The organism is Yokenella regensburgei (assembly GCF_051486985.1).
In the GTDB taxonomy this organism is placed as follows: Bacteria; Pseudomonadota; Gammaproteobacteria; order Enterobacterales; family Enterobacteriaceae; genus CBFFRJ01.
Genome location: NZ_JAHVDV010000012.1, coordinates 82805 through 109022 on the forward strand (window position 1 = coordinate 82805; position 26218 = coordinate 109022).

20 protein-coding genes are annotated in these 26218 nt (G+C 54.9%); 5 read left to right on the forward strand and 15 right to left on the reverse strand.

The window, feature by feature from the left end; all coding sequences use genetic code 11:
* Positions 1-52: 52 nt before the first annotated feature.
* The 5 genes from hslU to priA form a co-directional block, all read right to left on the reverse strand.
* Positions 53-1387, reverse strand: coding sequence for an HslU--HslV peptidase ATPase subunit (gene hslU, locus KXR87_RS10765; protein ID WP_437432258.1), 1335 nt, complete (start codon positions 1385-1387; stop codon positions 53-55).
* A 9-nt stretch (positions 1388-1396) separates the two neighbouring features.
* Positions 1397-1927, reverse strand: coding sequence for an ATP-dependent protease subunit HslV (gene hslV, locus KXR87_RS10770; protein WP_014072345.1), 531 nt, complete (start codon positions 1925-1927; stop codon positions 1397-1399).
* Between the two features lie 90 nt (positions 1928-2017).
* On the reverse strand, positions 2018-2986 hold the full coding sequence (gene ftsN, locus KXR87_RS10775; protein ID WP_437432259.1) for a cell division protein FtsN: 969 nt from the start codon (positions 2984-2986) through the stop codon (positions 2018-2020).
* Between the two features lie 95 nt (positions 2987-3081).
* Positions 3082-4107, reverse strand: coding sequence for a DNA-binding transcriptional regulator CytR (gene cytR, locus KXR87_RS10780; protein WP_437432260.1), 1026 nt, complete (start codon positions 4105-4107; stop codon positions 3082-3084).
* Between the two features lie 124 nt (positions 4108-4231).
* On the reverse strand, positions 4232-6427 hold the full coding sequence (gene priA / locus KXR87_RS10785; RefSeq protein ID WP_437432261.1) for a primosomal protein N': 2196 nt from the start codon (positions 6425-6427) through the stop codon (positions 4232-4234).
* Between the two features lie 249 nt (positions 6428-6676).
* Between priA and rpmE the strand changes: the two genes are divergently transcribed.
* Both rpmE and KXR87_RS10795 read left to right on the forward strand, forming a co-directional pair.
* The gene (gene rpmE / locus KXR87_RS10790; protein ID WP_437432262.1) at positions 6677-6889 is read left to right on the forward strand and encodes a 50S ribosomal protein L31; all 213 of its coding nucleotides are present in this window, start codon (positions 6677-6679) and stop codon (positions 6887-6889) included.
* Positions 6890-7261: 372 nt separating this feature from the next.
* A complete protein-coding gene (locus KXR87_RS10795; protein ID WP_437432263.1) occupies positions 7262-7942 on the forward strand; it encodes an oligogalacturonate-specific porin KdgM family protein in 681 nt (226 codons plus the stop codon).
* Positions 7943-8350: 408 nt separating this feature from the next.
* Here the strand turns inward: KXR87_RS10795 and metJ are convergent, their stop codons facing one another.
* Entirely contained in the window at positions 8351-8668 is a 318-nt protein-coding gene (metJ, locus tag KXR87_RS10800; protein ID WP_437432264.1) for a met regulon transcriptional regulator MetJ, read from the reverse strand.
* 278 nt (positions 8669-8946) lie between these two features.
* Here metJ and metB point away from each other — a divergent pair, with 278 nt between their 5' ends.
* The 3 genes from metB to metF all read left to right on the forward strand — a co-directional run bounded on the left by metB (position 8947) and on the right by metF (position 13702).
* Positions 8947-10107, forward strand: coding sequence for a cystathionine gamma-synthase (metB, locus tag KXR87_RS10805; protein ID WP_437432265.1), 1161 nt, complete (start codon positions 8947-8949; stop codon positions 10105-10107).
* A 2-nt stretch (positions 10108-10109) separates the two neighbouring features.
* On the forward strand, positions 10110-12542 hold the full coding sequence (locus tag KXR87_RS10810) for a bifunctional aspartate kinase/homoserine dehydrogenase II (RefSeq protein WP_437432266.1): 2433 nt from the start codon (positions 10110-10112) through the stop codon (positions 12540-12542).
* 269 nt (positions 12543-12811) lie between these two features.
* Positions 12812-13702, forward strand: a complete 891-nt coding sequence (gene metF / locus KXR87_RS10815; RefSeq protein ID WP_437432267.1) for a methylenetetrahydrofolate reductase — start codon at positions 12812-12814, stop codon at positions 13700-13702.
* 27 nt (positions 13703-13729) lie between these two features.
* Here metF and nagA read toward each other — a convergent pair whose 3' ends face one another.
* The 9 genes from nagA to ppc all read right to left on the reverse strand — a co-directional run bounded on the left by nagA (position 13730) and on the right by ppc (position 26155).
* Entirely contained in the window at positions 13730-14875 is a 1146-nt protein-coding gene (gene nagA / locus KXR87_RS10820) for an N-acetylglucosamine-6-phosphate deacetylase (RefSeq protein WP_437432268.1), read from the reverse strand.
* Between the two features lie 4 nt (positions 14876-14879).
* Positions 14880-15623, reverse strand: coding sequence for a glucosamine-6-phosphate deaminase (gene nagB / locus KXR87_RS10825; RefSeq protein ID WP_437432269.1), 744 nt, complete (start codon positions 15621-15623; stop codon positions 14880-14882).
* A gap of 9 nt (positions 15624-15632) precedes the next feature.
* Positions 15633-16547 (reverse strand): glycyl-radical enzyme activating protein, encoded by a 915-nt coding sequence (locus tag KXR87_RS10830; RefSeq protein ID WP_437432270.1) that lies wholly within the window; start codon positions 16545-16547, stop codon positions 15633-15635.
* Between the two features lie 30 nt (positions 16548-16577).
* Entirely contained in the window at positions 16578-19001 is a 2424-nt protein-coding gene (locus KXR87_RS10835) for a glycyl radical protein (RefSeq protein WP_437432271.1), read from the reverse strand.
* A gap of 161 nt (positions 19002-19162) precedes the next feature.
* Complete coding sequence (locus KXR87_RS10840) at positions 19163-19912, reverse strand: DeoR/GlpR family DNA-binding transcription regulator (RefSeq protein ID WP_437432290.1); 750 nt, start codon at positions 19910-19912, stop codon at positions 19163-19165.
* A 572-nt stretch (positions 19913-20484) separates the two neighbouring features.
* A complete protein-coding gene (gene gldA / locus KXR87_RS10845) occupies positions 20485-21588 on the reverse strand; it encodes a bifunctional L-1,2-propanediol dehydrogenase/glycerol dehydrogenase (protein WP_437432272.1) in 1104 nt (367 codons plus the stop codon).
* 53 nt (positions 21589-21641) lie between these two features.
* Positions 21642-22304, reverse strand: coding sequence for a fructose-6-phosphate aldolase (gene fsa / locus KXR87_RS10850; RefSeq protein WP_437432273.1), 663 nt, complete (start codon positions 22302-22304; stop codon positions 21642-21644).
* A 249-nt stretch (positions 22305-22553) separates the two neighbouring features.
* Positions 22554-23408, reverse strand: a complete 855-nt coding sequence (locus KXR87_RS10855; RefSeq protein WP_437432274.1) for a helix-turn-helix transcriptional regulator — start codon at positions 23406-23408, stop codon at positions 22554-22556.
* A gap of 95 nt (positions 23409-23503) precedes the next feature.
* Positions 23504-26155: a phosphoenolpyruvate carboxylase gene (gene ppc / locus KXR87_RS10860; protein WP_437432275.1), complete on the reverse strand. Its 2652-nt coding sequence runs from the start codon at positions 26153-26155 to the stop codon at positions 23504-23506.
* Positions 26156-26218 lie beyond the last annotated feature (63 nt).

Genomic DNA, 26218 nt, shown 5'->3' on the forward strand with positions numbered 1-26218 from the left:
AAAATGGGGGCATAAGCCCCCATCAAAAATGATGAAAACGTTGTGGCGGGGATTATAAGATAAAACGGCTCAGATCTTCATCTGCCACTAAAGCATCAAGATGCTTACTCACATAGTCGGCATCAATAGTAATACTTTCGCCATTCAGGTCGCTTGCGTCGTAAGAGATATCTTCCATCAGACGCTCCAGCACTGTGTGCAGACGACGCGCACCAATGTTCTCGGTGGTTTCGTTGACCTGCCACGCAGCCTGAGCGATACGCTTGATCCCATCATCGGTAAACTCAATGTTCACGCCTTCGGTCGCCATCAGCGCTTTGTACTGTACGGTAACAGAGGCGTTTGGCTCGGTCAGGATGCGCTCGAAATCTTCGGTGGTCAGCGCTTTCAGTTCAACGCGAATCGGCAGACGGCCCTGTAATTCCGGGATCAGGTCTGACGGGCTGGCAACCTGGAACGCACCGGAGGCGATAAACAGGATGTGGTCCGTTTTCACCATGCCGTGTTTTGTGGAGACAGTACAACCTTCCACCAGCGGCAGCAGGTCACGCTGAACGCCTTCACGGGAGACATCCGGGCCGGAGGTGTTGCCACCACGTTTACAGATTTTGTCGATTTCATCGATAAAGACGATACCGTGCTGCTCAACCGCGTCGATAGCATCCTGCTTCAGCTCTTCCGGATTGACCAGTTTGGCAGCTTCTTCTTCCACCAGCAGTTTCATCGCGTCTTTGATTTTCAGCTTGCGCGGCTTCTGCTTCTGACCGCCCAGGTTCTGGAACATCGACTGCAACTGACTGGTCATCTCTTCCATACCCGGAGGGGCCATGATTTCGACACCCATCGGGGCCGCGGCGAGATCGATCTCAATCTCTTTGTCATCCAGCTGCCCTTCACGCAATTTTTTGCGGAATGACTGGCGAGCGGCGGACGGTTCGGCAGGCTGCTCTGCTTGCCCCCAGTTGTTTTTTGCTGGTGGGATCAGCACATCCAGGATGCGCTCTTCGGCCATCTCTTCCGCGCGGTAACGGTTTTTCTCAATGGCCTGGACACGCACCATTTTTACCGCAGCATCGGTCAGATCGCGAATGATGGAATCCACTTCCTTACCAACATAGCCCACTTCGGTGAACTTTGTAGCTTCGACTTTAATGAAAGGCGCATTGGCCAGCTTCGCCAGACGGCGGGCAATTTCGGTTTTACCGACACCGGTCGGGCCAATCATCAGAATGTTTTTTGGGGTCACTTCATGGCGCAGCTCTTCATCAAGCTGCATACGGCGCCAGCGGTTACGCAGCGCGATAGCGACGGAGCGTTTCGCCGCGTCCTGACCGATGATGTGTTTGTTCAGTTCGCTGACAATTTCGCGTGGGGTCATTTCAGACATGGGAGATCCTTACGCCTTGGAGGTCAATTCTTCAATGGTGTGGTTATGGTTGGTATAGATGCAGATGTCTCCTGCAATATCCAACGCTTTCACCGCGATATCGCGCGCATTCATGTCGGTGTTTTCCAACAGTGCGCGGGCAGCTGCCTGGGCGTACGGGCCGCCGGAGCCGATAGCAATGAGGTCGTTTTCAGGCTGAATGACGTCACCGTTACCGGTGATGATCAAAGACGCGGTTTCGTCCGCGACGGCCAGTAGCGCTTCGAGCTTGCGCAGCATGCGATCTGTGCGCCAGTCTTTCGCCAGTTCAACGGCGGCTTTCACCAGATGGCCCTGGTGCATTTCCAGTTTACGTTCAAAGAGTTCAAACAAGGTGAACGCATCGGCGGTTCCGCCGGCGAAGCCCGCGATAACTTTGTCGTTATACAAACGACGGACTTTTTTCACATTGCCTTTCATAACGGTATTGCCCAGCGTGGCCTGGCCATCACCGGCGATAACGACCTGGCCGTTACGGCGTACGCTTACTATTGTTGTCACGAGCAGACCCCCTGGTTAGGAATACAGAACAGAAGCCCCGTACAGGTACGGGGCCGAATGCAAATATAGATGGGGGGGATTTTGGGGGTTTCAACCCCCGGAGGCGAGACGGATACAGTTTGTGTGGCCGGCAATCTTCAGGCGGCTGATGGTTCCATCTGCGTTATCTTTCCCTTTCACCGGGCCGATGACCACGCGGTTCCAGCCGTTGCTGCTGGTGATGCGGGAGTCAAAACCTTCGAAAGCGAGCTGAGCGCGCACGGTTTCAGCCTGCTCTGCCCCTTTAAACGACCCGCACTGCACCATCCAGCGGCGGTCATCTTTCTTCTCAGCGGCTGGCTTAGGCGCTTCGGTTTCATGGGTTATCGGCGCACTCTGCTGTGTTTTTGGCGCCGCTGCGGTCGTGTGTGCAGGCGTTTGCAGTAAATCCTGATAAGGCTGCTGGTTACTGCTCACGGGCCTCTGCGTCTGCGTCTGGCGCGGCGGCTGTTGTACCGGCGCATTTTGTACCGTACGTGCTGGCTGAGAAGGCTGCGAACGCGGCTGCTCCGCCCACTGCTGTTGCTGCTGAAGCTGTTGCTGTGCCTGACGCTGGCGCTGCAACGTTTGCTGGCGTTGCTCTGCCGTCTGTTCATTCCACGGCACCTCATTGAGCTGCGTGGGCTGCTGGCGCATATCAGCTTGCATCTGCGCGAGCAATTGACGTTGCTCGCCTGTCAGCTGATCGGCGTTCTGTACTTCGCCGCCGGCAGAGGGTTCCGTAGGCGCACGTACGCCCGGCTGGCGGCTTTCAAGTTCTTTGATATAACGCCAGCGCTCTTCTGGTTTTGGCGGTAAGCCATTGCCTGCCACTTTCTGGCTCTGCAGGGTTTCGGACTCTTCTTTTTTGTGGTGAGTAATAAAGTACAGACCACCGATAAAGGCCACCACCACGGCAGCGGCGATCGCGACCATCGCTGGCGAGACAGCAGACGAACTGCGTTGCTTTTTCCTTGGGCTACTCTTTTTCTGCCGCGAAGGAGCCGACTGGCTGCGGCGTACATAATCTCGTTGTGCCACTATCGTTTCGCTGTATTTATTTCGTTTATCAGCCCGCCATGTTACTTAAGCGACGGGCTTTTGACCAGAAGAGGGATTCTGATAACCCATTTACGTTAGGTCAGCGCTTTTGTCGAGCCACGAATGATCAATTCGCAGTCCAGCAAGCGGGAACCACTACTGACACTATGTCCTTGCAGCTGATCCAGCAAGAGCAACATCGATTCGCGGCCGATGTCGAAACGCGGCTGGGCGACGGTGGTCAGCGGCGGATCGCAAAACTCTGCCAGCGAGATGTTATCAAAACCAATAATGGATAAATCGCGTGGGACCTGGAGGCCGTGGCGTTTGGCATGCGACAGCGCGCCGAGCGCCATGATGTCGCTATGGCAAAATACAGCGGTTGGTGGCCTGGGTAGAGACAAAAGCTGCTCCAGCGCGTTGCTGCCTGCAGCAAAGGTAAAATCTCCACGCGCAATATAATGAGGATCAACGGTGAGTCCGGAGCGACGCAACGCCTGCACATAGCCCTGTAAACGGTAGTGACAGAGCGGCATCTCTTCCGGGCCGGCAATACAGCCAATCAACTGATGTCCCTGCTCATGCAAATAGTTAACGGCGTTGAAGGCAGCGGTGAGATTATCGATATGGACGGTGGGTAGCTCCAGCTCGGGCGCGAATTCGTTGGCCATGACCATCGGGGGCAGATTACGTTGCTCTTCAATACTGGCATCAAAGGGTAAACGCGAGCCCAGCAGCAACATACCGTCAATCTGCTTGGTGATAATCAAGTCGATAAAGGTCTTTTCCTGCTGGTTCTGATGGGCGCAGTCGCCAATCAAAACCAGATAACCGTTTTCTGCGGCGGTCACTTCGATGCCGCGAATTATTTCGCTAAAAAAGGGATCGCAAATGTCAGGGACAATCACCAGGATGGTCCGGGATTCATTGCGTTTAACATTGCGTCCCATCGCCTGCGGCAGGTAACCCACTTCCATTGCCGCCTGTTCCACCCGATTACGGGTTGCCTGCGATACCTTATCTGGATTCATTAACGCACGGGATACCGTTGCGGTCGAAACGTTCGCTTTAACGGCAACATCTTTCATGGTCGCAGTTGCAACCGGATTCCTGGTCTTCACCTTCTTCTCCTCGCCTGCGCGGCGCACGCGCAGAGACATTTTTATCAGATAGTTAACCAGACCGGTTACAGTATTTTCAGCAAAAGTGTGATGAAAGTTAAATTTTTAGACCCGCCTCGCAAGCTTAGCTCTCAGCCGGGTCCACATCCAGGGTCCACTTCACTTTACGCGCGTCGGGGAGGGTATTGATAAGCGCCAGCGTGCCGCTGATAACCTGTTGCAGACGAACGCGGGAGGGGTGCTGAAGTAAAAGCTGCCAGCGCCAGCGCCCGGCGCGCTTGGGTGCCAGGGCGGGCACCGGGCCTAACACCCACAGTTGCTGGTCTGCAAGCGGGCTCGATTGCAGCAAATTCTTCAATTGCTGGAGGAAGAGAGGGGCCTGCTGATTGTTATGATCTTCAGCACGGATGATCACATGGCTGGTCCAGGGGGGAAGTTGCATGGTCTGACGTTCTGCCAGCGCTTGCTCTGCGAAGGTGTCATAGCCTTTATATAACAGCGTTTGCAGCAGGGGATGCTCCGGGTGGTGGGTTTGTAATACAACCTCACCTTGTTTTCCCGCACGGCCCGCACGGCCGGAAACCTGCGTATAGAGCTGGGCGAAACGCTCAGCAGCGCGAAAATCCGCAGAGAACAGCGCGCCGTCCACGTCCAGCAAGGCAACCAGGGTGACGTCCGGAAAGTGGTGACCTTTCGCCAGCATCTGGGTACCAATCAGAATACGCGCACCACCCCGATGAACATCGGCAAGATGTTGCTCCAGTGCCCCCTTGCGGCTGGTAGTATCGCGGTCAACGCGGGAGAGGGGCACGTCGGGAAAGAGGGGCGTCAGGGCCTGTTCAAGCTGCTCGGTTCCCAGCCCCACCGGCACCAGATGCGTCGACCCACATGACGGACACTGGCGCGGGACCTGGCGCTGGCTGTCGCAATGGTGACAGCGAAGCTGGTGTTGAGACTGATGCAGCGTGTAGTAGTGATCGCAGCGGGGGCATTCGGCAATCCAGCCACAGTCATGGCAGAGCAGCGCAGGTGCGAACCCACGGCGATTAAGGAAAAGAATAACCTGATTACCCGCCTGCAGATGCTGGCGCATGCGGTTGATTAGCGCTGGCGCTAAACCAGCCTGTAACGCCTGCCCTTTTAAATCCAGCACATGCTGGACCGCAGGGCGAGCCCCACCGGCGCGGCGCGTCAGGCGCAGCATGTGGTATTTCCGCGCCCGTACGTTGTGCAACGTTTCCAGAGCGGGGGTGGCGGAGCCTAAAATAATCGGTATCTGTTCACTATGCGCACGGTATACCGCCAGATCCCGCGCATGGTAGCGCCACCCTTCCTGCTGTTTATAGGAGCTGTCGTGCTCTTCATCAATCACGATCACCCCGAGGTTCTTAAAGGGCGTGAACAGCGCCGAACGCGTGCCGATAACTATCGCCGCCTCGCCGTTTTTTGCTTTCAGCCAGGCGGACAGCCGCTCGCTGTCGTTAAGGCCGGAGTGCAGCACCTCAACGGGGGCGGAGAAGCGTTCGCGAAAGCGGGCGATAGTTTGAGGCGTCAGGCCGATTTCCGGCACCATCACCAGCGCCTGTTTACCCTGTGACAGCGTGTTTTCCAGCACGCTCAGGTAGACCTCGGTTTTCCCTGAACCGGTGACCCCCGCCAGTAGCCAGGCGGAGAATCGGTCATCGGCACTGCGGATCGCCCCGACGGCGGTAGCCTGCTCGGTATTGAGCCTTAAACGCTCGCCGCTGACGGAAAAGCCCACCCGCCAGTCCTGCCACGCCGGTTCCTCACTGTTAAGCTCCGCCAGCCCTTTTGCACGTAATGATTGCAGTGCGGCTTCAGTGAAATCGAGCTGCGTGACTTGATGACGCCAGATGCGCCCCTGGCGTAAAGCGGCAAGGGCCTGCTGCTGTTTGGGGGAGCGTTTGAGCGTATTAATGTCGACAGCCAGCCCCTGTTCGGTGGCAAACCAGAACCACTGCACGGTCGCGCTGGCAGGTTTGCCCTGACGCAGCAAAATTGGCAGTGCGTTGGAGAGCACGTCGCCAATCGGGTGGTGATAATAATCCGCTGCCCAGAGCAGAAGTCGCCAGAGTGAGCCAGCAATCACCGGTTCGCTGTCCAGGACCTCAATGACCTCTTTCAGTTCATGAACGGGGAGTTCACTCTGCTCGCTAACCGCGACCACAATGCCGACACGCTCCTGTTTACCGAAAGGTACACGCACGCGACAACCTGCACTGACGGGCATGCTCTCGGGCAGGCGGTAGTCAAAGGTGCGAGGCAAGGGTACAGGCAGCGCAACGTGGGCGACGGGCATTTGTGGATCCTGACTTGAAAACTGGCGGGATAGTATACACATTGTTAACGGTGGGGCGCGGATCAGTTTGCATACACTGGTTAATTTCTGTATGATTCGCCGCCTTTGGTGCGTATTCACGCAGCCAAAACATTATTGCCCGAGAATTTTGCGTCCCTGCGGCGTGAAAGGCGACGGGAAATTATTAACTTCGCGTGGTGTCTGGCGTTAGGGCTGGAAGAGCGACGCGGCCTTAAACTGAGGTTTCCCATGAAAAAAGGTATTCACCCAAATTACACTGAAATTACTGCTAACTGCTCTTGCGGTAATTCTATCAAAATCCGCTCAACCGTAGGTCACGACCTGAACCTCGACGTATGCGGCCAGTGCCACCCGTTCTACACCGGCAAACAGCGTGATGTTGCTACCGGTGGCCGTGTTGACCGCTTCAACAAGCGTTTCAGCATCCCAGGCAGCAAATAAGTTGCCCGATAAAAAGAGCGCCGAAAGGCGCTTTTTTTGTGCCTGATTTCTGCCTGGTACACCCTCACATCACCGCCTGATCGCCATCTTTCCTCCCCTGTTGCTACGTCATCTCTGGTGATTCGGCACGGCGTTTCTTTTTTTAAGACCTATTGTTTCAGTTGGTGATATGGCGCTTATCAACCTTTGCTTTTTTGCCACGAACCGAAAACCCTGGCAAAATTTAAAAGGTTTGTACATTTACACTAAAATACAATCCCTCGCGTAATGAAACCTTTTTAATCTGTAGCTTTGAATTTCACTTGTTGCGCTGGCCTGGGGATTATCAGCTACATATTTTCTTTTATTAGATTACGTCAAAGAGGAATTTCCATGAAGCTGAAATATGCCTTATTACTGCTTCCTGTATTAGCAGGTGCGGCCCATGCCGGTTATGTGGATTATCGTCACGAGTATTATGATGATGGTCGTAACTACGACCGTGTTTATATGTCCCAACGTTTTGCAAGTGGTTTTGGTGTGGCGGTAGAAGGCATTTCTCGCTCTAATGATACGCAGGCCAAAAAACCACTGAATAATATGGAGTCAAACGGGGTAGAGTATACGGCAAGCTATCAGGCGACCTGGAACAACCTGGTCTGGCAACCCGGCGTGGCGGTTGAAACCGGTGATAACATCGCGATTTATAAACCTTATATTCGTGTTCAATATAATATTAATGAAAACTGGTGGACCGCCTTCCGCTACCGTTATGAGTATGCAAGACGCAATGCCCAGGGGCGTGACGATCGTCATTTAAACCGGCCGGAAGCATGGATTGGATATAATACCGGGAACTGGATGTTTGAATTAAACGGTTTCTATAAATTCGCAGAAAACGAAAATATTTATAATAACTCTAAAACAGATTATGAATATAACTTCCGTGTAGCTTATAAATATGGCTCATGGGTGCCTTTTGCCGAAGTGGGTAATGTTTCCTCCGGCTATAATACTGCCACCACCGATGACCGTCAGACCCGTTACCGTATCGGTCTGGGATACAATTTCTAACCTTCCTCATTTATTTCTGTGTCTGTCTGAACGGCGGCAATATATTTGTCGCCGTTGTTCTGCGCATTCGTAAGAGGACGTCTCGCCCTTACCACCGTAGGCCTTCTATTTACCCGGTTGAGATTTTACTGGCGACAAAGGTGCCGGTGCTTTTGACGCGTTGCAGCTAGTTTTTGTGATATATGTCACAAAATTCTTGCCGGTCGCCTTCATCAGGCTTATGCTTTTCACAACAAACAGGCAATCGAATAACGTGTGAAAGGTGATGACTATGCTGAAAGCGTTCAAAAATGTCGTTGTGTCTTACTTTGTTTCACTGTCAGAAGTTCACCCCGAAGTGACCCGCTTCTGATTCAGACACCGCATAACCTACAAAAAAGGCAGAAGATATCTTCTGCCTTTTTCATATCAGTATTCCCACGTATCGGGGTCAATTCCCAGTTCACGCATGATCACTTTCGCTGCTTCCGGGATTTCGTCGCTGCGCTCTTTACGCAGGTCTTCATCGTTGGGCAGAGGCTGGCCGGTAAAGGCATGCAGGAAGGCCTCACACAGCAGCTCGCTATTGGTGGCATGACGCAGGTTATTGACCTGTCGACGGGTGCGCTCATCGGTGAGGATTTTTAACACCTTCAGAGGAATGGAAACCGTAATTTTTTTTACTTGTTCACTCTTCTTACCGTGCTCAGCGTAGGGGCTGATATATTCGCCGGTCCATTCAGCCATGAGATACCTTTAATCCTCTCAGTCATTAATAGAAGGTCTGAACCTGGACAATGCACAGTGCCCGGACCGTAATCCCGCATAGTTTACCGTAGAGTCACTATCGTGACACGGTGTATCGCGTGACGTTGCTTTACTAAAGCATATAATTTTAACGGCTATTGCGCATTTGCTCAATCTATACGCAAAGAAGTTTAGATGTCCAGATGTATTGACGTCCATTATCCGAGTGTTTACTCTGTGACCTGACTTTTCATCCATTAAGCCAGGAAGCCTTCACCATGACGCGTAAACAGGCCACCATTGCAGTGCGTAGCGGATTGAACGATGACGAGCAGTACGGCTGCGTTGTCCCGCCTATTCATCTCTCCAGCACCTACAACTTCACCGGATTCAACGAACCACGCGCGCATGACTATTCGCGCCGTGGTAACCCTACGCGTGATGTTACCCAGCGTGCGCTGGCAGAGCTGGAAGGCGGAGCCGGCGCAGTGCTGACCAACACCGGCATGTCGGCGATTCATCTGGTGACCACGGTGTACCTGAAACCTGGCGATCTGCTTGTTGCACCGCATGACTGTTATGGCGGCAGCTATCGACTGTTCGATAGTCTGGCAAAACGCGGGTGCTACAACGTTTTATTTGTCGATCAAAACGATGAGCAGGCACTACAGGCAGCGCTGGCGCAAAAACCCAGGCTGGTACTGGTGGAAAGTCCAAGCAACCCATTGTTGCGCGTCGTGGATATTGCGAAAATCTGTCAGCTGGCGCGTGAAGCCGGGGCGGTAAGCGTGGTAGATAACACCTTCCTGAGCCCGGCGTTGCAAAACCCGCTGGCGCTGGGTGCTGACCTGGTACTGCATTCCTGTACGAAGTACCTCAACGGTCACTCTGATGTTGTCGCCGGGGTCGTGATCGCAAAAGACCCGGAACGTGTCACGGAACTGGCATGGTGGGCGAATAATATTGGCGTCACCGCAGGCGCCTTCGACAGTTACCTGCTGCTGCGCGGCCTGCGTACGCTCTCACCACGAATGGAAGCGGCGCAGCGCAACGCCCAGGCGATTGTCGAGTTCCTGAAAACCCAGCCGCTGGTAAAAAAACTGTATCACCCGTCGCTGCCGGAAAATCAGGGTCACGACATTGCCGCTCGTCAGCAAAAAGGCTTTGGGGCAATGTTAAGTTTTGAGCTGGATGGCGATGAGCAAACACTGCGTCGCTTCTTAAGCGGGCTGTCACTCTTTACGCTGGCAGAATCTTTAGGTGGGGTTGAAAGCTTGATCTCCCACGCTGCCACCATGACGCACGCGGGCATGGCGCCGGAAGCACGTGCCGCCGCCGGCATTTCTGAGACGCTGCTGCGTATCTCAACCGGCATTGAAGATGGTGAAGATTTGATTGCCGATCTGGAAAATGGCTTCCGGATCGCAGCTGAGGGATAAACATGAGTGTGAATGCGCAGGCAGGGGCGACGGTTCGCCAGCTGCACAAATTTGGTGGGAGTAGTCTGGCTGATGTGAAGTGTTACCTGCGTGTCGCAGGGATCATGAACGAGTACTCGCAACCTGGCGACATGATGGTCGTCTCGGCGGCGGGCAGCACCACCAACCAGCTGATCAGCTGGCTGAAGTTAAGCCAGACCGACAGGCTCTCTGCGCATCAGGTTCAACAATCATTACGGCGCTATCAGAGTGAGTTGATCGCCGGACTGCTGCCCGCTGACGTGGCGGACGGCCTGACCAGCGATTTTATTCGTGACCTGGAGCGGCTGGCGGGTTTGCTGGATAGCGGAGTAACCGATGCCGTCTATGCCGAAGTGGTGGGGCACGGCGAAATCTGGTCAGCCCGTTTGATGTCTGCCGTGCTTAACCAGCAGGGGATGGAATCCGCCTGGCTTGATGCGCGTGACTTCCTTCGCGCCGAGCGGGCGGCTCAGCCTCAGGTTAACGAAGGTGCCTCCTGGCCACTGTTGCAACAGTTACTGGCGCAACATCCTGGCAAACGTCTGGTAGTCACCGGCTTCATCAGCCGCAACGACGCGGGTGAAACCGTGCTGCTGGGGCGTAACGGTTCTGACTATTCGGCCACCCAGGTCGGCGCGTTGGGCGGCGTGTCTCGCGTCACCATCTGGAGCGATGTGGCCGGGGTGTACAGCGCCGATCCCCGTAAGGTTAAGGATGCCTGTCTGCTGCCGCTGCTGCGTCTGGATGAGGCCAGTGAACTGGCACGTCTCGCCGCACCGGTACTGCATGCCCGCACGTTGCAGCCGGTTTCCGGCAGTAATATCGATTTGCAACTGCGTTGTAGCTACAACCCGGAACAGGGGTCCACGCGTATTGAACGGGTGCTGGCCTCCGGCACCGGCGCGCGTATTGTCACCAGTCATGACGATGTCTGCCTGATTGAGTTTCAGGTTCCCGCGGGGCACGATTTCAAACTGGCGCAAAAAGAGGTCGATCTGATCCTCAAACGCAGCCAGGTGCGCCCGCTGGCGACAGGCGTTCATGCCGACCGCAACCTGCTGCAACTTTGCTACACCTCGGAAGTGGTGGAGAGCGTCTTTAAACTGCTCACTGAAGCGGACTTACCCGGCGACCTGCGTTTGCGCCAGGGGCTGGCGCTGGTCGCGCTGGTGGGAGCCGGTGTCTGCCATAATCCGCTGCATTGCCACCGTTTCTGGCAGCAGCTCAAAGGACAACCGGTGGAGTTTATCACCCAGTCAGAAGAAGGCATCAGTCTGGTCGCGGTACTACGCGTCGGACCAACCGAAAGCCTGATTCAGGGGCTGCATCAGTCTCTGTTCCGGGCGGAAAAACGCATTGGTCTGGTGCTGTTTGGTAAAGGGAATATCGGTTCACGCTGGCTGGAACTCTTTGCTCGCGAACAACGCGCCCTCTCTGCGCGAACGGGTTTTGAATTTGTGCTTGCTGGCGTGGTGGACAGCCGCCGTAGCCTGCTGAACTACGATGGGCTGGACGCCAGTCGTGCGCTGGCTTTCTTTAATGACGATGCGGTTGAGCAGGATGAAGAGTCTCTCTTCCTCTGGATGCGGGCACACCCCTACGATGATCTGGTGGTGCTGGACGTGACCGCCAGTGAGCTGCTTGCCGACCAGTATCTGGATTTTGCCAGCCACGGTTTTCACGTTATTAGCGCCAATAAACTGGCCGGGGCGAGCGACAGCAATAAATACCGTCAGATCCACGACGCCTTTGAAAAAACCGGGCGTCGCTGGCTCTATAACGCCACCGTCGGTGCGGGTCTGCCGGTCAACCACACCGTGCGCGATCTTATCGACAGCGGTGACAGCATTCTGGCCATCAGCGGGATTTTTTCCGGCACGCTCTCCTGGCTGTTCCTGCAATTTGACGGCACCGTGCCGTTCACCGACCTGGTGGATCAGGCCTGGCAGCAGGGTCTGACCGAGCCGGACCCGCGCGTTGACCTTTCTGGTAAAGATGTGATGCGTAAGCTTGTGATCCTCGCCCGTGAAGCGGGTTATGACATCGAGCCGGATCAGGTGCGTGTGGAGTCGCTGGTGCCGGCGCACTGCGAAGAGGGCTCCGTTGATCACTTCTTTGAAAACGGCGATGAGCTGAACGAGCAGATGCTACAGCGTCTGGAGGCGGCGCGCGAAATGGGCCTGGTGCTGCGCTACGTGGCGCGTTTTGACGCTAATGGAAAAGCACGTGTCGGCGTTGAAGCGGTACGCGAAGAGCACCCGCTGGCGGCGCTGCTGCCCTGCGACAACGTTTTTGCCATCGAAAGCCGCTGGTATCGTGATAACCCACTGGTGATTCGCGGGCCGGGTGCCGGGCGCGATGTGACTGCCGGGGCGATTCAATCGGATATTAATCGCCTGGCGCAACTGTTGTAATCCGTATGTTTTCCCTCTCCCGGCGAAAAGCGGAATGCAGGGCCGGTTTTCTCCCTCTCCCCGTGGGAGAGGGCTGGGGTGAGGGCATCATCACGCACTTCCCCCAGCCCATCCTGAACCTTTTTCATCTTCGTTGAATATACCGCACACATAATCGTGATTTTCCGGTTGACGTTCGTCCGCTTTTCCGTCATTTTTACATCCAGACGTCTAAACGGATGGATGTTTATAGCGCAGCAAATAACAACACGCGATTGATGAGGTAAGGTATGAGCTTTTTTCACGCCAACCAGCGAGAAGCCCTGAATCAGAGCCTGGCTGAAGTGCACGGGCAGATTAATGTTTCTTTTGAATTTTTTCCGCCGCGTACCAGTGAAATGGAACAGACCCTCTGGAACTCCATCGATCGTTTGAGCAGCCTTAAGCCGAAGTTTGTCTCCGTGACTTACGGCGCGAACTCCGGTGAACGTGACCGTACCCACAGCATCATTAAAGGGATTAAGGACCGCACCGGTCTGGAAGCCGTGCCGCATTTGACCTGTATTGATGCCTCCCGTGATGAGCTGCGCGCTATCGCCAAAGATTACTGGGACAACGGCATTCGTCACATTGTGGCACTGCGCGGTGATTTACCGCCAGGCAGCGGTAAGCCGGACATGTATGCCGCCGATCTGGTGACGTTACTTAAAGAGGTGGCGGATTTTGATATCTCCGTTGCGGCCTACCCGGAAGTGCACCCGGAAGCGAAAAGCGCGCAGGCGGACCTGCTGAACCTGAAACGCAAAGTGGATGCGGGCGCTAACCGTGCCATTACACAGTTCTTTTTCGACGTCGAGAGCTATTTACGCTTTCGCGACCGCTCCGTGGCGGCGGGTATTGATGTGGAGATAATCCCAGGCATTCTGCCGGTCTCCAACTTTAAACAAGCGAAGAAATTTGCCGACATGACCAACGTGCGTATTCCGGCATGGATGTCACAGATGTTTGCCGGCCTTGATGACGATGCGGAAACCCGCAAGCTGGTGGGCGCCAGCATCGCCATGGACATGGTGAAAATACTTAGTCGTGAAGGGGTGAAGGACTTCCACTTCTATACCCTGAACCGTGCAGAAATGAGCTACGCCATTTGCCACACCCTGGGCGTTCGCCCGGCACTCTGAGTGAACATTCCTGGCCGGATATTTGGCTCATCCGGCCACGCTGAACGCCACGTTGCCAGCGCAGAAAGTGGTGTGCACATCGTAATTATCTTCCAGTACCACAATATCGGCATCATACCCGCGCTGCAGTTTGCCTTTGTGCCCGTCAACGCCGAGCAGTCTCGCCGGATTAAGGGTGCAGGATTTCAGCGCGGCGCCAAAAGGCACCATTGCCCCTTCAACCATATTGTATAGACCGCGATTGAGATGCAGCGTACTGCCGACCAGCACGCCATTCTCCCGACGTGTTGCACCGTCTTCGCCCAGGATCATCGGTTCGCCGCCAAACATATAGCACCCGGGTGGGCAGCCCTTGGATTTCATCGAATCACTGATCATGATGACATCGTTGTCATTTTTCAGTCGGTAGAGGTGAGAAGCGGAAACCAGACTGACAAAAATACCGTCAGCGATCACTTCGCCATAAAGTCCGTCCAGACGAAAAGCGGCCCCGAGCAGCCCCGGTTCGCGGTTCACATACTTCGCCATACCGTTATACACATGGGTGACGTTCTTCGCGCCATTGGCGACGGCATCAAGAACCTGCTCAAAGGACGCGTTTGAGTGCCCCATGTTGACGACTATTCCTTTTTGCGCGCAGTAGCGGGTGAGGGCGAGATCTTTATCCTCTTCCGGCGCAAGGGTAATGGCGATTATCCGGTTCCGGGCCGCTTTCTCAAAGAGGGCAAATTCGGCCACGCTTGCCGGGCGAATCTGATTCTCCGGCTGCGCGCCGCGATACTGCTGGCACAAAAACGGACCTTCAAAATGAATTCCCAGGATCTCCGCACCGCAGTAATCCTCATCCATCACCCGGGAAATATTACCAAGTGCGGCAAGCAGGGTGGCATCCTCGTCCGTCACCGTGGTGGGGCAGAATGCGGTGACACCTTCAGCGGGGAGGTGCTTCGCCCAACGGCGTAATCCCTGCGGATCGTCTTCATTGGTGTCGTAATCCCATCCGCCGTGAGCATGGCTGTCAATCAGGCCAGGGATAATGCGCCGCGTGCCAAAGTCGTGGGTTGCGTTGTCGACAAAACCTGTCGCGATGTGAGTAATACGGCCATCCTCAACGATAATATGTGCCGGGTAAAAACCACCGGAGAGCCAGACGCGCGCGCTTTGGATGATCATTGCATTACCTCGGAGAAGGAATGAGTGAGGCAGCTTCCCGATCGCAAATAATGGTGACATCAGGGTGCAGCAGCAGGAAGGAGGCCGGGAAAAGCGGGTCAATGGTGGCGCATTCGTAGAGTTGCTTCATCACCGGGGCTTTCGATACGCCGTTGGCAATCAGTACGATCTCTTTACTTCTGAGGATGGTCCCCATACCGAGCGTGATGGCCTGACGCGGCACATCTTCGCGACGCGCGAAGAAACGGGCATTCGCCTTAATGGTCTCCTCATTAAGATCGACAACGTGGCACACCGGACTATGCGTGGCGTGAGGTTCGTTAAAGCCAATATGGCCGTCATGACCGATACCCAGTACGGTCAGATCAAAATCGCCATGCGCCTGAATAGTCTGTTCGTAGCGCGCGCACTCGGCGAGAAGATCTGCTGCCAGAACATCCGGAACAAAACGGTTTTCCAGAGGCAGGCTGGCATGCTGATAGAAATAGTGGTCAAGGAACCAGTAATAACTCTGGGGATCCTCTTTTTTCAGCGCAATGTATTCATCAATGTTGAATGAGAATGCGCGGGAAAAATCGAGCTGCTCATCCCGCGCCATGCGGCTCATCTCCTGTAACAGGCCGACCGGCGTGCCGCCCGTAGGCAGCGCCATAACCAGAGCAGGTTTATGCTCCAGCGCTTTTGCGACGCGGTGTGCCGCCAGCCTGCTCATTTCTTGATAGTTTTGTGCAATGGTAAAATTCAGCATGGGTTTTCCTTAACCGCCGACAGTGGTCTTAAGACCTATCTCTTCAGCGTACTCTCTTGTCTGGTCAATCAACTCCCGCTTAAGCGGCGGAAGGTCATTGAGTAAATAGGGCATCCCAAGGCGGTGATACTTGCCGATGCCGTAAATGTGGTATTCGAGGATATCCACCTGCAGCACGGCACTGCCGAGAGTGCGGATAAAATCGAGGCGTTTACGGATGTCTTCCGGTTGATCGTTCTGCGTGGGCACGATCACCATCCGGACCTGCATGGATTTGCCCATCGCCGCGATCGCTCTGGCGTTTTCCAGGATCAAATGGTTATCCACACCGGTGCAGGCAAGGTGGATTTCTGGATCCAGAGCTTTAATGTCGTAAGAAACCAGATCGACCGCGTCTACGAGCGGCAATAGTTTTTCCGAACGAATATTGCCAGCCGTGTCGAGACAGACATGCACGCCCTCCGCTTTCAGCCACTGTACCGTTTCGCGAACAAATTCAGCCTGTAACGCAGGCTCACCGCCGGAAAACGTGACGCCGCCGCCGCTGGTGTCGTAAAAGGTCTTATCCCGCAGCAGCAGATCCGCCAGTTCTCGTGAAGTCATCTCCTTACCCACTTTTTCGTAAGCGTCGTAAGGGCAGATGTCCACCATCTCAAGAAGATTGCTGCACTGCTTGCGGTCAATGTTCACCCCTTCGCCTGGCTTAGCGAAGGTAATGGCTTGATTTGCTGCCGCCTGGACGCAGGAACCGCACTGGCGGCAGCGCTCTTTAAACCAGAAGACGTTGAAACCAGACCTGAGCGTTTCCGGGTTCGCGCACCACAGGCAGCGGAGGTTGCACTGCTGCATAAAAACCGTTGTTCGCAGACCAGGGCCGTCTTTAGTGGAATAGCGTTGAATACGGGATAGCAGGCCTGTTTTCATTGTATGTCCTTATTAATATGTCCAGGCGGTTTACCAGGCCAGTTCTGTACGGGCGATAATCGCGTCCTGCGCTTCCGGCATCAGCGTCGAGAACAGGGCACAATAACCGGCCACGCGGACCATCAGGTTCGGGTAATCTTCCGGATGCGCTTTCGCTGCCCGCAGGATGTTTGAGTCGATGATGTTGAACTGGTTATGGAAGATATTTTTCTCCCGGCTGGCTTCCATAAAGGTGGTGAATTTTTCCAGGTTATCGTCACCCTCCAGCGCGCTTGGGGTGAATTTCATGTTCAGCAGCTGACCGCCGGCGATTTTCTGATTTGGCAGCTTGGCCACGGAGTTGATCACTGCCGTTGGACCTTCTTTGTCTGCGCCAAGGCACGGCGATGCGCCTTCGTTCAGCGGCAGGGTTGCCAGACGACCATCCGGCGTGGCCCCGACGTCAAAACCGTTTGGTACATACGAGGTGATGTTGGAAGTGGACATGGTGTATCCACATCCTTTCGGCCCTTTACCATAGCGATCGGTTTTGTACTTCGGCAGTAACCTCAGATAGGACTCGAACACATCGGCGACAATGTGATCCACATAGTCGATATCGTTGCCGAACTTCGGTGCATTACGGCAAAGTTTGCGCACGCGAGCACCTTCAATACCCTCGAAGTTGCTGTCCAGAGCGTCACGCAGCTGTGTGAGGGTCAGAACTTTGTCATCAAAGACCAGTTTTTTCACCGCAGCGAGACTGTCGCCAACAACGGACGGGCCGATGTTGGAAGAGCTGACGAAATCATATTCTGCACCGCCATTTTTCAGGGTCTTACCACGCGCCAGCGAGCAGTTGATGGTGGCGGAAGCAAAGGCGTCGGCATCGTGATATTTCAGTGCCCGGTCGCAGACCAGATCGCAGTCCACCGCCAGGTCAGAGTAGAACTCCAGCAGCTGGTTCCACGCGGCCCATACTTCCTCATAAGAAGCATAATGGATCTCACGCCCTTCCTGGCCGTTAACTTTGACCAGCTGCACGCCAGTGGCCGGGTCGCAGCCGTTGTTCATCACCAGCTCAAGAATTTTGCCGAAGTTAACGTAGGTCATCCCGGTGGCGCGGTGACCCCAGCGGCCGGGTATGGCGGTTTCCACGCAGCCCATTGAGGCATATTCGCGCGCCACTTCTTCCGTCAGCCCCAGCGTCATCATTGCCGGTATGACCACTTCGTCACAGAAAATGGACGGCATACCGAAACCTTTGCGGATAAGTTTTGCTGCGTCCTGCATCAGCGAATGCGGAGTATCTTTTGAGAAGCGCACGCTGAGGTTTGGCTCCGGCAGGCCGGTCAGCGCCATCGCTTCCAGCGACAGATAGGAGAGGTCATTGGTGCCGTCGGTGCCATCCGGCTTCATACCGCCCACCATCAGGTTGGAATAAAGCGGGTAGCCGCCGCTGTACTGGGTGTGGCCCCACGGACGCACTTTATTGAGGCTATTGGTCATGATGAAGAAGTGGGTCAGGATCTCCAGCGCCTTCTCTTTACTGATTTTACCGGCCTTGATATCCGCGTCGTAAAACGGCCAGACGTACTGGTCAAAACGGCCAAAGGAGAAGGAGTGTCCGTTACTTTCGATCATCATCAACAGATGGGTCAGATAGACGGTTTGGACGGCTTCATAGAAGCTCTGCGCTTTGCCTTCCATCAGATGAGCGAACATGTCGCTCATGGTCAGCAGTTCATCACGGCGTTTGGCGTCGGCGGTTTTTGCAGCTTCGTCTTTCGCAAGAGCAGAGAACCGTTTGCAGTAAGTCAGCGCGGCATTCATGGTGATGATGACGGCCTGATAGAAATCGGTCTGTTCTTCGGTCAGGTCTTTGTCTTCCGCCAGATGCTGTTTCGCGATATCGCGCATCCCGCCGTAGCCCACTTCCAGCACGAAGTCATGATTAGGGATAATGTGTCCGTCGCCGGACATGCTGATGCCGCCTCGGTGCAGCACGCCCTGTTTTTCTGCCAGACGGTTCACCTGCGGCAGGTTAGCCAGCACTTCATCCTGATGGGTTTTTCCCTGCCAGTAATCCTGTAAAACACGCAGACGAGCTTTGGTCTCTTCGCTTACCTGGAAGCTGTCGCCGGTACGTTTATCAAACTCATCCAGTTCATCAATAACCCAGTTAAATGAGTATTCCGGGAAGACCGGCGCGGCAAAGTTGGCGCTGGCCTGGTTGCCGACAATCAGCATCTCCGGTTCGATGTAAATCGTCATCTTTTCCAGAATGTCGGCCAGCGCCTGCGCGCGGCGAAGGACAATCGATTTTCCTTCGGAGCGTCTGAAGGAGTCGGTAATGATTTCGGCACGTTCGGGGCAGATTGTCGCCACGCGGTGGAACATCTGATCCTGTTTTTTAGCGATGCGTGCAAAATCGCAGTCGTTACTGCTGGGTCTGAAGCTGAGTAATCCGTTCATAAATACCCTCACTGATGAAATGGTTTTAGCGCATTTCATGCCTGGGGTGTGTTTTTGTCAATCTTAAAGTGATTCATTTTGTTTCTTTAGTCACAAATAGATCTAAAAAGAACATTTAAAGCGACTAAAAGACACAGGCGCCCGTCTCCGGGCGCGAAGGTTCAGACGGGGCTGTCAGCGAGGATAAGTTCAGCAGGATAGCGGTCAAGAAGGGATAACACGTCGGCAGCAATGCCGTTTTGACTAACAATCACGTCAAAGTCGCCCAGATCTCCATGACCTGCGAGGAAGGTCTGACCGAATTTGCTTTTGTCAGCCAGCAGGATTTTCTCTCGTCCGGCACGGGCCAGCGCCCGCTTTACGTGGGCATCGGTCATTTTTGGCACCGTAAGTTCACCCTGCTCATTGATGCCCTGCGTGCTGAGAAAGACTTTATCGGCGTGCAGTGTCGTAAAAAACTCAGCGGTGCTAAAAGAGACCATCCCCTGGGTGTCGTCTTCATATTCACCAGGTGCCACAATCAGCTTAATGTTGCTGCGCCCTTTAAGCAGGTTTATCACTGGCACCGAGTTGGTAATGACCATGATTTTCTTATCAAAAATGCACTGCGCAAAGGCCAGTGCGGTGGTGCCGCAGTCGATAATAATGGTGTCGCCGTCTTCAACCCGCTCAGCAGCTTTTTGCCCGATCAGGTGTTTATCATCGACCATCTGTACCGATTTGAGCTGAAAACTGGGTTCCACGCTGGCACCGCTCGTCAGGTAGGCACCGCCGTAGCTGGTTTTCACGATGCCCTGCTTTTCAAAGAAGGAGAGGTCACGGCGGATAGTCATTTTGGTGACGCCAAACTTTTCCGCAAGGTCATTAACCACAACCTTCTTTTCCTGCTGCAGAATGGCATAGATACCCATTCTTCTGTCTGATGATTGCATGAAGAGGATTCACAAAAGGGAAAAACGCACTATAAAGCACATAAATTACCCTGACAATATGGCGTGAAAGGAACATAAAGAAACACTCCCGGACGGCTGAGATATCCCCGGTAATATGACGTTTTGCAGCGATAACATTGCGCAATAAGAATAAAACCGTCACCGCGATGACTGGGTCCGGCTGAAAATCGGCGACGCGTATCCGCCCGTCCCCGATAAGCCCGAAGGATTAAGCTGACAACATTGCCGGGAGCAATGTTGAATAGCGCCTGCGCCAGCCCTGAAAGAGTGAGCCCCGGGGATGGGGCGTATAATTGACCGCGCCGCGGCGATTTTCCTGGCCGGGAGCCCGGGTCGCCAGGGCGGTGGCGGTGAACCGCCCTGGCACGTTCACGAGTTCTGGCGTGACAGAAAAGCAAGGGACATATGGTGAACGGAATGCCCCTCAGAGGCGATGTTTCCCCTCACCCCAAAGGGGCGAGGGGACCAATCGTGCTCGCATTGTTTTCTGGGGATCCCTCAGCCCGGACGGAGCCGGGAGTATGTAGCGCTTATTCCCACTCTGCCAGGAAGCGCTGACCATACTGATCAGCAACCAGCAGCGCGGCATAAACCTGATCCGGGGTCGCACCACCCGGCATGTTATGGATGGTTTCCCCTTCGGCGCAGGCCGCTTCTGCCACGATGCGCATTTTGGCGTGGACATCCTCAGTGATATCCAGTTGCGCGAGGGTGACAGGCAAACCAACGGTATGGCAAAGCGCGGCGACGGTTTCAATCTCTTCCACAGCCGCGTTTTCCAGTACCAGTTGCGTGAGGGTGCCGAAAGCGACTTTCTCACCGTGATAGTAATGGTGCGCATCCGCAATCGCCGTCAGACCGTTGTGAATCGCATGTGCTGCCGCCAGCCCGCCGCTTTCAAAACCGACGCCGCTCAGGAAGGTATTCGCTTCCACCACCCGTTCCAGCGCAGGCGTGACCACATGCTGCCCGGCGGCGAGCATTGCTTTTTCGCCTTCATTGATCAGCGTGTTATAGCAAAGTTCCGCGAGTGCTAATGCCGCCTGAGTACACTGGCCACCGGCCATAGTAGTCGCACCGCTGCGGGAACAGGCGCGGGCTTCAAACCAGGTTGCCAGTGCATCACCGATACCCGCCGCCAGTAAGCGCGCCGGTGCGCCTGCCACGATTTTAGTGTCGACAATCACGCAGTCCGGGTTGTTCGGCAGCATCAGGTAACGTTCAAACTCGCCTTCATCGCTGTAGATGACCGACAGCGCGCTGCACGGTGCATCCGTGGAGGCGATGGTTGGTGCGACTGCTACCGGTACATTCATAAAATGGGCCAGCGCTTTTGCGGTATCAAGGGTTTTGCCGCCACCAATGCCGAGCACGGCACCGCATTTTGCGCTTTCTGCAATATTACGCAGACGATCGATCTCATTTTGTGAACATTCGCCGCCGAAAGGCACCACTTCACAGGCGAGCCCGGCATCGGCCAGGCTGTTTTGCAGCGCTTCCTGAGCGAAACCTAAAACAAATTTGTCACCCACCACCAGCCAGCGTGCCGCCAGTGGTTTGAGGTACTCGCCGAGACGGGTGATAACGTCTGCACCCTGAATATATTTACCTGGGGATTGAATAATGCGGTCCATACATTTCCTCCATGCGGGCTACTCAGGCCGCGGAGCACGGCCCTGTCGCCGGGTTACAGGTTGAGATTGCCAAAAGCGTGGTTCCAGTCCTGTTCAAATTTCTCCACTGCTGATTCTACGGCGGGAGTATTGAGCATTTGTTGCGCTACATCTAAGGGCAGGGTGATAGCTTCACAGCCTGCCAGCAGGCAGTCCAGCGCCTGGCGGGGCGTTTTGAAGCTGGCCGCCAGCACTTTACTGCCGGGTGCGTGTTGCTCCAGCAGGCTTTGCAGCTCCTGCACGGTGCGAATGCCGTCTCCGCCCTGGGCATCGACGCGGTTTACGTAAGGAGCGACATATTTTGCACCTGCCAGCGCGGCAAGCAGCCCTTGGGATGCGCTGTAGACAGCGGTGCCGAGCGTTGGAATACCTTCTCTCTTCAGAAGCTTAATGGCCGCCAGACCTTCAAAGGTGACCGGGATTTTCACGACAATGCCAGGCACGGCGTGGCTCAGGCGTTTTGCCTCAGACACCATGCCTTCTGCGTCACGGCTCATCACCTGTGCAAACAGCGTACCTTCCGGGCCGAGGGCTTTTTGCAGGCGCGGTAATACGTCCCAGATGGACGCTTTACCTGCCGCAATAATGCTCGGATTGGTAGTGACACCCGCCAGCGGGTAGATACGCGCCAGGCGTTCAACTTCTTCCACATTGGCCGTGTCCAGATACAGTTCCATGATAGCTCCTCTTAATTTCCCAATAATGTCTCTCTTCAGAATACGTGGGGAACGGGAGAAGGCGCTACGCGACATTTCTGCCAAAAACTGGACAAATGTAATATCCGAATGAAAGCATGATCTGCATCATGTTTACCTGCCATGAAGTTATCAAGCGGCTGATAAGGTGAGATTTAACGAATAGCAAGCAATAGTGATATTACAAAAATCCAGTAAAGCGCAGGTTAAGACGCCCGCTCAGGCGGCGCGCTACTGCGGTTTTTTCCCGGTCAACTGGCTGTGATAGTGCCGACGATATTCTGACGGGGAGCGCTCGGTGTGTTTGCGAAACAGGCGGCAGAAATAGTTGCTGTCCACAAAGCCGCAGGTGTGCGCGACCTCTTTTACTTTCAGGTCATAACCCTTAAGCAGGGCTTTGGCGTGTTCGAGGCGTGTGTGGGTAAGATACTCATTAAAGCCAATCGCGCCCGTTTTCTGAAACAGGTGGGAGAGGTAGTTAGGGGAGATATAAAAGAATTGCGCCACCGATTCGCGGGTCAGCGGCATGGCATAATGTTCGTCGATATAGTCGCGAATGGCTTCGAAAAGGGCCTGACTTTTGGAGGCGGTCTGAATTTGACTGCCGAGGAGATCGCTGCAATGGCTCAACAGGCTGGCAACGATTAAACGGGCGGTTTGCTGCTCCTTTGGTTGCATCTGCATTTCGTGGAGCGTCTGTAAGAGGAAGGAGCCGATACGCGGCCCACGGCGAGCAACATGCTGTTTCGTTAGAGTATGAAGCGCGCTCCCATCCCAGCGCGTCACGCTGAATCCCAGTTGCTGTTTGCCAAAGAGGATGCTCAAGGTGGTCACAGGTGTTGACCACTGCGGAAAGTTCCAGCCGCCTGCTGGCACATACAATACATCCTGCTCAACCATCACAGACGTGTCGCCGGCAATCCCCCGATCATTCAGCTTGCCTTCCAGCACAATTTCCAGCCGGGGGAAGTCCACCTGAAATGCCTGGTCGGGAATAGCGCTGCCTGCGCCTGCAAAACAGATATGGCGCAGGGGATAGGGGCCGCTAATCAGGCGAGAGAGAAGGTGGCTGACGTCGTCATTCATGATTTACTTTCCCGGGGACGCGAACCGCATAACCTTAACGGGCGGCATAAAAAAAGGCCACACCAGGTGTGGCCTTTTGCGCAGTGTAGTGAGGATTAGCCCGTATTACGCATACCCGCGGCGACACCGGCAATAGTGACCATCAGCGCCTGCTCGACGCAGCGATCCGGCTCTTTACCTTCTTCTTCCGCTTTACGCGAGCGGTGCAGCAACTCGGCCTGCAAAACGTTCAGCGGGTCGGTATAGATGTTACGCAGCTGAATAGACTCGGCGATCCACGGCAGGTCAGCCATCAGATGCGAATCGTTGGCGATAGCCAGCACCACGTTGATATCTGCCTCAAGCAGCTTACGCAGTTCGGCACCCAGCGCCCAAAGTTCAGGGGAAACCAGGCGCTGATCGTAATACTCAGCCAGCCACAGGTCGGCTTTGGAGAAGACCATTTCCAGCATACCCAGACGGGTAGAGAAGAACGGCCAGTCACGGCACATGGCTTCCAGTTCGCTCTGTTTGCCATCTTCCACCACTTTTTGCAGCGCGGCGCCCGCACCCAGCCAGGCCGGAAGCATCAGGCGGTTCTGCGTCCAGGCGAAGATCCACGGGATTGCCCGCAGGGACTCTACGCCACCGGTCGGGCGACGTTTCGCCGGACGGGAGCCAAGCGGCAATTTACCCAGTTCCTGTTCAGGCGTTGCCGAGCGGAAGTACGGCACGAAATGTTTGTTTTCACGCACATAGCCGCGGTACATATCGCAGGAGATGTCAGACAGCTCATCCATGATATGGCGCCAGTCATCTTTCGGCTCCGGCGGCGGCAGCAGGTTCGCTTCCAGAATGGCACTGGTATAAAGCGTCAGGCTGCTGATGGTGATCTCCGGCAGACCATACTTGAAGCGAATCATTTCGCCCTGTTCGGTCACGCGCAGGCCCCCTTTCAGGCTACCCGGCGGTTGGGAGAGCAGTGCTGCGTGAGCAGGCGCACCGCCACGGCCAATCGAGCCGCCGCGACCGTGGAACAGCGTCAGTTCGATGCCCGCTTTTTCGCAGGTTTTGATCAGCGCGTCCTGCGCCTGATACTGCGCCCATGAGGCCGCCATCACGCCCGCATCTTTTGCGGAGTCAGAGTAGCCAATCATGACCATCTGCTTGCCCTGAATGAAGCCGCGATACCAGTCGATGTTCAGCAACTGAGTCATGACATCATCGGCGTTGTTCAGGTCGTCGAGGGTTTCGAACAGCGGTGCGACCGGCAGCGCAAAACCAATACCCGCTTCTTTGAGCAGCAGATGTACGGCCAGCACGTCGGACGGCGTTTTCGCCATCGAAATAACATAAGCGGCCACGGAACCACGTGGTGCCTCGACGATAACTTTGCAGGTGTCGAGCACTTCGCGGGTCTCTTCGCTCGGCTCCCACTGGCGCGGCAGCAGAGGACGTTTGGAGTTCAGTTCACGGATCAGGAACGCTTGTTTGTCCGCTTCCGACCAGCTTTCATAGTCACCGATGCCGAGGTAACGGGTCAGTTCACCCAGCGCTTCAGTATGGCGGGTGCTCTCCTGACGCACATCAATGCGTACCAGCGGCACGCCAAAACATTTGACGCGGCGCAGGGTGTCGAGCAGTTCGCCGTTGGCGATGATGCCCATACCACAGGCCTGCAGCGATTTATAACAGGCGTAAAGCGGTTCCCAAAGCTGCTCATTCTGCGTCAGCAGACCAGCCGGTTTCGGCAGTTTTTGCCCTTTCAGACGGGCTTCCAGCCAGGCCTGGGTTGCCATTAACTGACTGCGAAGCTTCTTCATCAGGTAGCGGTATGGTTCCTGCGCCCCTTCGGCACCGGCCAGATCGCGCAGTTCATCAGTACACTCGACCATAGAGAGCTCGGAGATCAGCACCTGAATATCTTTCAGGAAGAGATCGGTCGCTTTCCAGCGGCTCAGCAGCAGAACGTGGCGTGTAATATCCGCGGTCACGTTCGGGTTGCCGTCACGGTCGCCGCCCATCCAGGAGGTGAAGCGGACCGGCACAAAATCGACTGGCAGTCTGTAACCGAGATTCTCTTCCAGCTGTTCGTTCAGTTCACGAAGGTAGTTGGGCACGCCTTCCCACAGACTGTTTTCCACCACGGCAAAGCCCCATTTGGCTTCATCAACCGGGCTGGGGCGGTGCTTACGGATTTCGTCGGTGTGCCAGGACTGCGCAATCAGCTGGCGCAAGCGGCGCATCAGCTGGTTACGCTCGTAATCAACAATATCTTTGTTATCCAGCTGTTTTAAGCAGGTGTTCACTTCCACCATTTTGTGGATCAGCGTACGGCGGGTGATCTCTGTCGGGTGAGCGGTCAGCACCAACTCCAGCGACAGCGACTCCACCGCTTTTTTAATGGTCGCTTCGTTGAGATCGGGTTGGTCTTTCAGTTTACGCAGCGTACGAGCAATCACTTCCGGGTTGTTTGCGGCTTCGCCTTTTGGCGAAATGCTGTGGTACTGCTCAGCGGTATTGGCAAGATTCAGAAACTGGCTGAAGGCACGAGCGACCGGCAGCAGTTCATCATTGGACAGGTTTTGCAGCGTATTGAGCAGCTCCTGACGGTTGGCCTCATTACCCGCGCGTGAAGATTTGGACAGCTTACGGATTGTTTCGACCCTATCAAGAATGTTCTCTCCCAGCGCATCCTTGATGGTATCTCCCAGCAGCTTGCCGAGCATACTGACATTACTACGCAAAGCGGAATATTGTTCGTTCATGTTAACCCAGACACCCCATCTCATTTTATTTTGTTATACCCACCGCCCTGCAACGTGAAACGG

Excerpts from the sequence above, each read along its gene's own strand:
- hslU (WP_437432258.1), bottom strand. The coding sequence starts at position 1,387 with ATGTCTGAAATGACCCCACGCGAAATTGTCAGCGAACTGAACAAACAC.
- priA (WP_437432261.1), bottom strand. The coding sequence starts at position 6,427 with ATGCCCGTCGCCCACGTTGCGCTGCCTGTACCCTTGCCTCGCACCTTT.
- rpmE (WP_437432262.1), top strand. The coding sequence starts at position 6,677 with ATGAAAAAAGGTATTCACCCAAATTACACTGAAATTACTGCTAACTGC.
- KXR87_RS10795 (WP_437432263.1), top strand. The coding sequence starts at position 7,262 with ATGAAGCTGAAATATGCCTTATTACTGCTTCCTGTATTAGCAGGTGCG.
- metJ (WP_437432264.1), bottom strand. The coding sequence starts at position 8,668 with ATGGCTGAATGGACCGGCGAATATATCAGCCCCTACGCTGAGCACGGT.
- metB (WP_437432265.1), top strand. The coding sequence starts at position 8,947 with ATGACGCGTAAACAGGCCACCATTGCAGTGCGTAGCGGATTGAACGAT.
- KXR87_RS10810 (WP_437432266.1), top strand. The coding sequence starts at position 10,110 with ATGAGTGTGAATGCGCAGGCAGGGGCGACGGTTCGCCAGCTGCACAAA.
- metF (WP_437432267.1), top strand. The coding sequence starts at position 12,812 with ATGAGCTTTTTTCACGCCAACCAGCGAGAAGCCCTGAATCAGAGCCTG.
- nagA (WP_437432268.1), bottom strand. The coding sequence starts at position 14,875 with ATGATCATCCAAAGCGCGCGCGTCTGGCTCTCCGGTGGTTTTTACCCG.
- nagB (WP_437432269.1), bottom strand. The coding sequence starts at position 15,623 with ATGCTGAATTTTACCATTGCACAAAACTATCAAGAAATGAGCAGGCTG.
- KXR87_RS10830 (WP_437432270.1), bottom strand. The coding sequence starts at position 16,547 with ATGAAAACAGGCCTGCTATCCCGTATTCAACGCTATTCCACTAAAGAC.
- KXR87_RS10835 (WP_437432271.1), bottom strand. The coding sequence starts at position 19,001 with ATGAACGGATTACTCAGCTTCAGACCCAGCAGTAACGACTGCGATTTT.
- KXR87_RS10840 (WP_437432290.1), bottom strand. The coding sequence starts at position 19,912 with ATGGGTATCTATGCCATTCTGCAGCAGGAAAAGAAGGTTGTGGTTAAT.
- gldA (WP_437432272.1), bottom strand. The coding sequence starts at position 21,588 with ATGGACCGCATTATTCAATCCCCAGGTAAATATATTCAGGGTGCAGAC.
- fsa (WP_437432273.1), bottom strand. The coding sequence starts at position 22,304 with ATGGAACTGTATCTGGACACGGCCAATGTGGAAGAAGTTGAACGCCTG.
- KXR87_RS10855 (WP_437432274.1), bottom strand. The coding sequence starts at position 23,408 with ATGAATGACGACGTCAGCCACCTTCTCTCTCGCCTGATTAGCGGCCCC.
- ppc (WP_437432275.1), bottom strand. The coding sequence starts at position 26,155 with ATGAACGAACAATATTCCGCTTTGCGTAGTAATGTCAGTATGCTCGGC.